This window comes from Aeromicrobium sp. REDSEA-S32_B7, assembly GCF_001626145.1.
GTDB lineage: Bacteria > Actinomycetota > Actinomycetes > Propionibacteriales > Nocardioidaceae > Aeromicrobium > Aeromicrobium erythreum.
This window is the reverse complement of record NZ_LUNF01000193.1, coordinates 1-8310: the sequence shown is the minus strand read 5'-3', so window position 1 is coordinate 8310 and position 8310 is coordinate 1. Positions and strand designations below refer to the sequence as shown.

The 8310-nt window shown below is 72.4% G+C and carries 8 protein-coding genes; 2 read left to right on the top strand and 6 right to left on the bottom strand.

The annotated features are described in order from the left end of the window. The 6 genes from A6Q79_RS13165 to A6Q79_RS13140 form a co-directional block, all read right to left on the bottom strand. Nucleotides 1-998 (bottom strand): MFS transporter (locus tag A6Q79_RS13165; RefSeq protein WP_317698592.1); only part of this gene is annotated, 998 nt, incomplete at its 3' end. A gap of 108 nt (nucleotides 999-1106) precedes the next feature. Further along, nucleotides 1107-1766: a hypothetical protein gene (locus A6Q79_RS13160; RefSeq protein ID WP_286690199.1), complete on the bottom strand. Its 660-nt coding sequence runs from the start codon at nucleotides 1764-1766 to the stop codon at nucleotides 1107-1109. A 51-nt stretch (nucleotides 1767-1817) separates the two neighbouring features. After that, nucleotides 1818-2417, bottom strand: a complete 600-nt coding sequence (locus A6Q79_RS13155) for a hypothetical protein (RefSeq protein WP_286690200.1) — start codon at nucleotides 2415-2417, stop codon at nucleotides 1818-1820. After that, on the bottom strand, nucleotides 2414-3061 hold the full coding sequence (locus A6Q79_RS13150) for a hypothetical protein (protein WP_286690201.1): 648 nt from the start codon (nucleotides 3059-3061) through the stop codon (nucleotides 2414-2416). Before A6Q79_RS13150 ends, A6Q79_RS13155 begins: the two co-directional genes overlap by 4 nt. 178 nt (nucleotides 3062-3239) lie before the next feature. Beyond that, a complete protein-coding gene (upp, locus tag A6Q79_RS13145; RefSeq protein ID WP_286690202.1) occupies nucleotides 3240-3881 on the bottom strand; it encodes a uracil phosphoribosyltransferase in 642 nt (213 codons plus the stop codon). Nucleotides 3882-3995: 114 nt separating this feature from the next. After that, nucleotides 3996-5237 carry a D-arabinono-1,4-lactone oxidase gene (locus A6Q79_RS13140; RefSeq protein WP_289016670.1) on the bottom strand — a complete coding sequence of 414 codons (1242 nt, stop codon included), beginning with the start codon at nucleotides 5235-5237 and terminating at the stop codon, nucleotides 3996-3998. Between the two features lie 204 nt (nucleotides 5238-5441). Between A6Q79_RS13140 and A6Q79_RS13135 the strand changes: the two genes are divergently transcribed. Continuing rightward, complete coding sequence (locus A6Q79_RS13135; protein ID WP_067860460.1) at nucleotides 5442-6434, top strand: ABC transporter substrate-binding protein; 993 nt, start codon at nucleotides 5442-5444, stop codon at nucleotides 6432-6434. Nucleotides 6435-6522: 88 nt separating this feature from the next. Further along, entirely contained in the window at nucleotides 6523-8151 is a 1629-nt protein-coding gene (locus A6Q79_RS13130; protein WP_286690204.1) for a sugar ABC transporter ATP-binding protein, read from the top strand. Nucleotides 8152-8310 lie beyond the last annotated feature (159 nt).

Here is an 8310-nt window from a genome sequence, read left to right as displayed (position 1 = left end):
GTCAGCGCCTGGCCGAGCGTGAGGTAGCCCAGCCCGACGTCGGCGAGGCGGTCGAGGATCTTCACTGCCGCGGGCAGCTTCGCCTCGCCGGACGAGAAGTGCTCGTGCGCCTCGGCGACCGACATCTCGTGCACCTCGGCGATGTCCTTGCCGCCCAGGGTGTGCTCGAGCACCTCGGCGCGGTCCTCCCCGGGCGGCTTGGCCCGGGACCAGAGCGAGATCAGCAGCAGCCCGACCGGCACGGCCGCGAGCAGGACCAGCCAGCGGTAGCCGCCGCCCTCCAGGCTCACCAGCGGGTAGATCACGCACAGCACGGTCAGTCCGAGCAACAGGGCGCCGACCAGGTCCAGCCGCGGGTCGTCACCCTCGGAGGAGACCTCGGACGGGACGATCCGGGCGACCAGCACCAGCGCGACCAGGCCGACGGGCACGTTGACCCAGAAGATCCAGCGCCAGCCGTCCTCACTGCCGGCCAGGGTGATGATCAGCCCGCCGAGCACCGGACCGAGCGCGGAGGAGATCGAGACGACGAAGCCGAACAAGCCGAACGCCCGGCCCCGCTCGGCGCCGCGGAAGAGGGTCTGGATGAGGCCGGAGTTCTGCGGGGTGAGCAGGCCGGCGCTGATGCCCTGGAGCAGCCTCGCGGCCACCACGAGCTCGGTGCCCGGGGCGAGCCCGACGAGCGCGCTGGCCACCACGAACCCGGTCAGCCCGAGCAGCATCAGCCGTCGCCGCCCGAACGCGTCGCCGAGCCTCCCGCCGATCACGAGCACCAGCCCGAAGCTCAGCGCGTAACCGGAGACGACCCACTGCACCGCGGCAGCCGAGGTGTCCAGGCCGGCCTGCATCGAGGGGATCGCGACGTTGACGATGGTGACGTCGAGCAGCGACATGAAGCCGACGACCAGGGTGACCGCGAGGATCTGCCACCGTGCCGGGTTCGGCTCGTCCGAGGTGGTCGGTCGGTCCTCGTGGGTGTCGACCGGCTCCTCGCTCACCAGACCAGCGTGGCCGAGTCCAGGGTCGGCGCAAGCCGAACGGTGTGGGGTGAGACGGGTACGACGGCGCAGGGTGTGGTCAGGTCACGGCGCCGAGGAGGTCTCCGCTCACAAGACCCCGGCCTGGTGGCGCGCGAGCAGGATCACGATCGCGGCGGCGGCGACGACGAGCAGGGCGACGACCGCGAGACGTCGGCGCCTGAGCTCGGGGCGTCCCCAGGCCACGAAGGTCCGGTCGAGCACCGGCAGGGCCTCGGGCATCTCACGACGGACGAGGGTGACGTGGGACATCGGCGCGTCGACACCGGCGACGTTCGCCAGCTCGAGGTGCCGCGGAGCCCATCGAGGGTCGGTGAGCTGGAACCCCTCCTGACCGTCCGACAGTGCCAGGTGCTGAGGCGAGGATCCGTCGCCCCGCCCGAGGCGGTACCGGACGGCTCGGAGATCGACCCCGCGCTGGACACGGCCCCGCACCCTCCCGCGGCGCCACAGCGTGACCGTCTCCTCGTCGACCACGACCCGTTCGGGCCAGCGCACGACCGGGGCCACCACCGGTGCGACCAGACCGGCGAGTCCGAGGGCGACCGCGAGGCCGGCCAGCACCGGAGCGTGGTCGAAGTTCGCCAGGGCGCCCGCCCCCAGGCCGAGCGCCCCGACCAGGTTCCAGCGCAGCTCCCGCGCCACCTGCGTGCGGCCCTGGGACTGCGACCAGGGCACGGGGAGGATCTCGACGGGCCACGGTGGCGTCGGCGACGTCGGACCGGTCATGGCCGACACCCTCCCACGCCGGTCCGTACACCGTCAGCCGGATCGCGAGGCTCAGAGCAGGGCGAGGGCCACGACGATCGCGACGAGTCCGACGACCGCCAGCACGGCGGACGCGAGCTGGTGAGGGGTGGCCCAGCCGAACGCCTCAGGATGGCGCCGCGCAGCGACCTTGGATGACACGCCTGGAGCGGAGACCCCGAGGATCGTCAGCAGCTCCGGGTACCTCGGCGTCCAGCCGGCGTGGGTGAGCAGGATGCCGTCGCCACCGTCGGACATCGCGAGGGCCTGCGTCCCGGGTTCCGGCTCGCCACGGTAGAGGGAGAAGCGCGCAGCCCACAGGTCCTTCCGGGCCAGGCGGGACCGTGGCCGCCTCCGTCGCCCTCGGACGGGCTCCACCGTGTCGTCGGTGAGCACGAGCCGCTCGCGGGTGCCCTGCCACCACTCCCACGCCGTGCCGGAGGCGATGAGCCCCGCAGCGCTCAGCAGGAGGAGCGCGAGCACCGGTCGGTCCCCACGTTGGACGACGAACTGGAAGAGGAAGGGCAGCGCGAGGAGGGACCGGTAGAACACAAGACGCCGCAGCGCGACCCACTGCGGCTGCTCCGACCAGGGCACGGGGTGCAGGACACGGACGGTGCCGGGGTCACTCATGCACCGCGGCCGCTCAACACTCCAGCCAGGAAGGCTACGCCGCCGAGGGCCAGCACGACGAGCGCTGCGACGCGGCGGCGTCGTGAACCGACGAGACCCGCGAGGCGCTCGACCGGGGTGAAGCACTCCGGCATGCGTCGACGGGCCCTGTCGTGGGTCAGCCGCGGCGCGGCCACCTCGGCGGCGAGCGCGATCGTCTCGAAGTGCGCGATCCAGCGTGCGTCGCCGAGGCGGAACCCCGTGGTCCCGTCGGAGACGGCGAGGTGCAGGAGGCCCAGCGGTCGCCCGACCGGCCAGGGCACGTAGCGCGCGGCTCGCAGGGTCGGACCTCGGCGGAGACGGGCACGCACCCGCTTGCCACGCCACCACTCCACCGTGCTCGCGGTGACGACGACTCGCTCGTGGCGCACCATCAGCAGCTCCGTCGCGTAGGCACCGAGCGCCGCCAGCACACCCGCCAGCACCGCCGCCGCGACCAAAGGGTGCTGCTCGCTCGCGAGGGCGAGCCACAGGACCCCGGGTGTCAACGGCACGGCCAGCACCAGCAGGTCGCGCCACAGCCGCGCCACGCCGTCGGCCTCGCGCCAGCCCAGCGGGCGCAGCACGAGCGCCGATGCGTCCGCGTCAAGACCCTGCCCGGTCATGGCGCACACCCTGGCACGACCCGGGGACTCACCGCAGCCGATCAGCCGAACAGCGACCGGGACGCGACGAGCAGGAGGGCTACGGCGGCAACGAGCGCCGGCCAGGAGCGGCGGACGTCCTCCAGACGGTCGCCGGAGTCCCCACCGCCCGGACAAAGCTCCTGCGCCGCGCTCATGGTTAGTCGGCCACGCCGTAGAGGCGGTCGCCCGCATCGCCGAGCCCGGGGACGATGTAGCCGTTCTCGTCGAGGCGCTCGTCGAGACCGGCGACGACGAGGGTGACGGGCACGCCGACCTCCGCCATCTCCCGCTCGATCCGCTCGATGCCCTCCGGGGCGGCGAGCAGGCACACGGCGGTGATGTGGTCGGCCCCGCGCCTCACCAGGAAGTGGATGGCCGCGGCGAGGCTGCCGCCGGTCGCGAGCATCGGGTCGAGCACGTAGCACTGGCGCCCGGACAGGTCGTCGGGCAGCCGCTCGGCGTAGGTGTCGGCCTCGAGCGTCTCCTCGTTGCGCACCATCCCGAGGAAGCCGACCTCGGCCGTGGGCAGCAGTCGCTGCATGCCCTCGAGCATGCCCAGGCCCGCGCGCAAGATCGGCACGACGAGCGGGCGCGGGTCGGCGAGCCGGACGCCCTGCGCCTGGGCGACCGGCGTCGTCACCTCCACGGTCTCGACCCGGACGTCGCGCGTGGCCTCGTAGGCCAGCAGCGTCACCAGCTCGTCCGCGAGCCGACGGAACGTGGGGGAGTCGGTGGACGCGTCGCGCAGCACCGTGAGCTTGTGGGAGACGAGCGGGTGGTCGGCGACGTGGACGTGCATGACGTCGAGCCTAGTGCCAGCGTCGTCCGCCCCCACGATGCGGAACCCCGTCGCCCGTTCCGGGCGCGAGAAGGGGCCACCACGTCCCGGATCGTGGGGACTTCTGTCGTCGGGCTAGGCGAGGACGCGGTCGTACCAGGGGCCGGCGAGCACGCCGTCGGGGTCGAGGCGTCGGCGCAGCGCCTCGAAGTCGGGCAGACGCGGGTAGAGGCCGCGCACGTCGAGCGCGAAGTGCTTGCCCCAGTGCGGGCGCGGCGTGAACGGCTCCAGCGCGTGCTCGACCACGAGCGCCGCGGCCGAGGAGAGCGTGAGGTCGGCCGTCCAGGTGAAGTGGAAGGAGCAGGTGTCCTGGCCCGACTGGGGGCTCAACCAGAGGTCGTCGGCCGCGACCGCGCGGATCTCCGACGTCAGCAGGGCGGAGTCGAGCAGGTGCCCGACCTCCTGCAGGGCGCGAACGGCCGCGGGTCCGTGCTGGGCCGCCAGGTGGTACTCCGACTGCACCTCGTCGCCCGCGCTCGGCAGGAACCCCGGCCGGAAGTGCGGCAGCCGCTCCACCCACGGCCCGGGCACGCCCTGCTGGGCCGTGCAGTGCACCGGGTCGAGGCCGGGGATCGGGTGCAGCTCCTCCGTGGCCGGCGCCAGCCCGAGCGTCTCCCACCCCGGGGCGGGGTCGGGGTCGCCGTCGCGCCACTTCACCCACACGTGGCTGGGCGCGTCGTCCCAGCGGGTGAAGACGCTGACGCTGCGGCCGAGGCGGTGCAGGTCGGCGAGCCGGTCGGGCAGGCTCGCGACGTCGGCGTCGGGGAGCACCACCTGGCGGTGGTCGACAGCGGGCACGGCGTCGAGCTCGAGCGCCGTGACCACGCCGAGGAGGCCGAGGTTGACGACCACGCCGTCGAAGTCCGGGTCGCCGCGGCGGACGGTCGCGACGTCGCCAGGGGTGAGCACCAGCTCGACCGCCCGAACCTGCGTGGCGAGGTTGCCGGTCCGCGTGCCCGACCCGTGCGTCGCGGTCGCGACCGCGCCGGCGACGTTCAGGTGCGGCAGCGAGGCCAGGTTGGCCAGGGCCAGCCCGTGCGGCGCGAGCTCCTCGGCCAGCCGTGCGTGGGTCAGGCCGGCGCCGACCCGCACGGCGGCTCCGTCGTCCAGCACGTCGACGGTGTCGAAGGCCGTCAGTGCGACGGCCTCGGCCCCGTCGGCGACGTCGTTGAAGGTGTGGCCGGTGCCCACCGGGCGCAGGCGCGGGGTGGTCGTGACCAGGCGGCGCAGCGCGTCGAGGTCGGCGGGACGGTGCTCGGCGGCGAAGTGGTACGGGACGGTGCCGGACCAGCTGCTCCGGCGCGGGGTGGTGGTCACACCGCATCCTCCCATGGGAGGCGGCCATTGTGAGCGCTCACAATTTCTTCGTCGAACTGCTTGACGCGGTGTGTTGTGAGCGTTAACAATCAGGCATCAGTGATGCAGGTCACGTGCCAGCGTCGCCAGTGTGTCCGGTTGTCCGCCCGCCACACGAGCCCCCCGCAGGTGCCGTCCCGGCGCCGAACCAGATGGAGGAAAGCAGTGTTCAAGAAGGTCATCACGGTCGCAGCAGGCCTGGCCCTGCTCGGTGGCATGACGGCGTGCGGCAGCAGCTCGGACGGCGGCAACGGCGGATCCGGCGGCGACGGACTGACCATGGGCTTCGCCCAGGTCGGTGCCGAGAGCGGCTGGCGCTCCGCCAATACGACGTCGATCCGCGAGACGGCGAAGAAGGACGGCGTCGACCTCAAGTTCTCCGACGCCCAGCAGAAGCAGGAGAACCAGATCAAGGCGATCCGCTCCTACATCCAGCAGAAGGTCGACGTCATCGCCTTCAGCCCGGTCGTCGAGACCGGCTGGGACGCGGTGCTGCAGGAGGCCAAGCGGGCCAAGATCCCGGTCATCCTGACCGACCGCGCCGTCGACTCCGACGACGACTCGCTCTACGTCACCTTCCTCGGCTCCGACTTCGTCGAGGAGGGCGAGAAGGCCGGCCAGTGGCTCGTCGACAACGCCCAGGACGCCGACGTCGACAAGAACGGCGACGTGAACGTCGTCGAGCTGCAGGGCACCACGGGTGCCGCGCCGGCCATCGACCGCAAGAAGGGCTTCGAGGACGTCACGTCGTCCGACGACGCGATCAAGATCATCGCCTCCCAGACGGGCGACTTCACGCGCGACGGCGGCAAGAAGGTCATGGAGGCGTTCCTGCAGTCCCACGACGACATCGACGTCGTCTACGCGCACAACGACGACATGGGTCTCGGCGCGATCGAGGCGATCGAGGCCGCCGGCAAGAAGCCCGGCACGGACATCAAGATCATCACGGTCGACGCCGTGAAGGACGGGATGACCGCGCTGAGCGAGGGCAAGATCAACTTCATCGTCGAGTGCAACCCGCTGCTCGGGCCCCAGCTCATGGAGCTGGCGAAGAAGGTCGTGGCCGGTGAGGACGTGCCGAAGCGGGTCGTCACCGAGGAGACGACGTTCACGCAGGACCAGGCGAAGCAGGTGCTGGCCGACCGCCAGTACTGAGCCTGCCCGTGACGGGGCGGGGTCGCTGCCACGACCTCGCCCCGTCCCACCCCGACCGTCCCGTCCGCTCGACCGTGAGGAGCACGTCATGAGCGCAGGAACCGCCGCCGCGAGGGCCGAGACCCCCGCTGCCCGACCCGCTCCGCGCGCCGACAGCGCGGTGGAGCCCGTGGTCGAGCTGACCGGCATCGAGATCGGCTTCCCCGGCGTCAAGGCGCTCGACGGCGTGAGCCTGCGACTCCTGCCAGGGGAGGTGCACGCGCTCATGGGCGAGAACGGCGCCGGCAAGTCGACGCTGATCAAGGCGCTGACCGGCGTCTACGCCATCGACGCCGGATCCCTCAAGGTCGACGGCCAGGAGCACCGGTTCTCCGGCCCGGCCGAGAGCCAGGCCGCGGGGATCAGCACGGTCTACCAGGAGGTCAACCTCTGCACCAACCTCACGGTCGCCGAGAACATGCTCCTCGGACGTGAGCCGCGACGGCTCGGCCGCATCCACACCCGGGCCATGAACCGCCGGGCCGCGGAGGTGCTCGCGCGGCTCGGTCTCGACGTGGACCCGACCTCGACCCTCGGCAGCCACCCGATCGCCGTGCAGCAGCTCGTCGCTATCGCGCGGGCCGTCGACGTCGACGCCAAGGTGCTCGTGCTCGACGAGCCGACGTCGAGCCTGGACGCCGACGAGGTCCGCGTGCTCTTCGACGTCGTGCGCTCCCTGCGCGACCAGGGCGTCGCGGTGCTCTTCGTCTCGCACTTCCTCGACCAGGTCTTCGAGCTCTCCGACCGGATGACGGTGCTGCGCAACGGTCGGTTCGTCGCCGAGCACCGGACGGCGGAGATCACGCAGCTCGAGCTCGTGCAGGAGATGATCGGCCGCGAGCTGGAGGTGCTCGAGCGGCTCGACCGCCAGCCCGCCGACCCGGCCGCTCCCGCCGCCGAGCCCGTCCTCAAGGTCGTCGGCCTGGGCCGCTCGGGCGAGCTCGAGGCCACCGACCTCGCCCTGCACGAGGGGGAGGTCGTCGGCGTGGCCGGGCTGCTCGGCTCTGGTCGCACCGAGCTGGCGCGACTCCTCGTCGGCGCCGACGTCGCCGACCGCGGCGAGGTGCAGGTGCAGGGCCGGACCCGCCCCTGGCGCTCCCCGCGCCAGGCCATCGACGCCGGCGTCGCGTTCTCCAGCGAGGACCGTCGGGCCGAGGGCGTGGTCGGCGACCTGACCGTCGCCGACAACATGATCCTCGCGCTGCAGGCCACGCGAGGCTGGCTGCGCCCCGTGCCGCAGCGCACCAAGGACGAGCTCGTCCGCCGCTACATCGAGGCCCTCGACATCCGACCGGCCGACCCGAACGCCCTCATGCGCAACCTCAGCGGCGGCAACCAGCAGAAGGTGCTGCTGGCCCGCTGGCTGATCACCGAGCCGCGGCTCCTGGTCCTCGACGAGCCGACCCGCGGCATCGACGTGGGCGCAAAGGCGCAGATCCAGCAGCTCGTCGCCGAGCTGGCCGCCGACGGGATGGCCGTCGTGTTCATCTCCGCGGAGCTCGAGGAGGTGCTGCGGCTCGCCGACCGCGTCGTCGTCATGCGCGACCGCCGCAAGGTGGCCGAGCAGGTCAACGACGGCCTCGAGGTCTCCGACGTGCTCCGCACCATCGCGGGTGCCGGCGAGTCCGCCGTGGCGCTCGAGGTCGTCCCCGACGCCGAGGAGGCTCCCCGTGCCTGACGTCCGTGCGCTCCTGCGCAGCTCTCTCGTGTGGCCCGTCGTGGCCCTGCTCGCCCTCGTGGCGCTCAACGTCGTCGTCAATCCCGGCTTCCTCTCGGTGCGCCTGCAGGACGGCCGGCTCTACGGGAGCGTCATCGACATCCTGCGCAACGGGGCTCC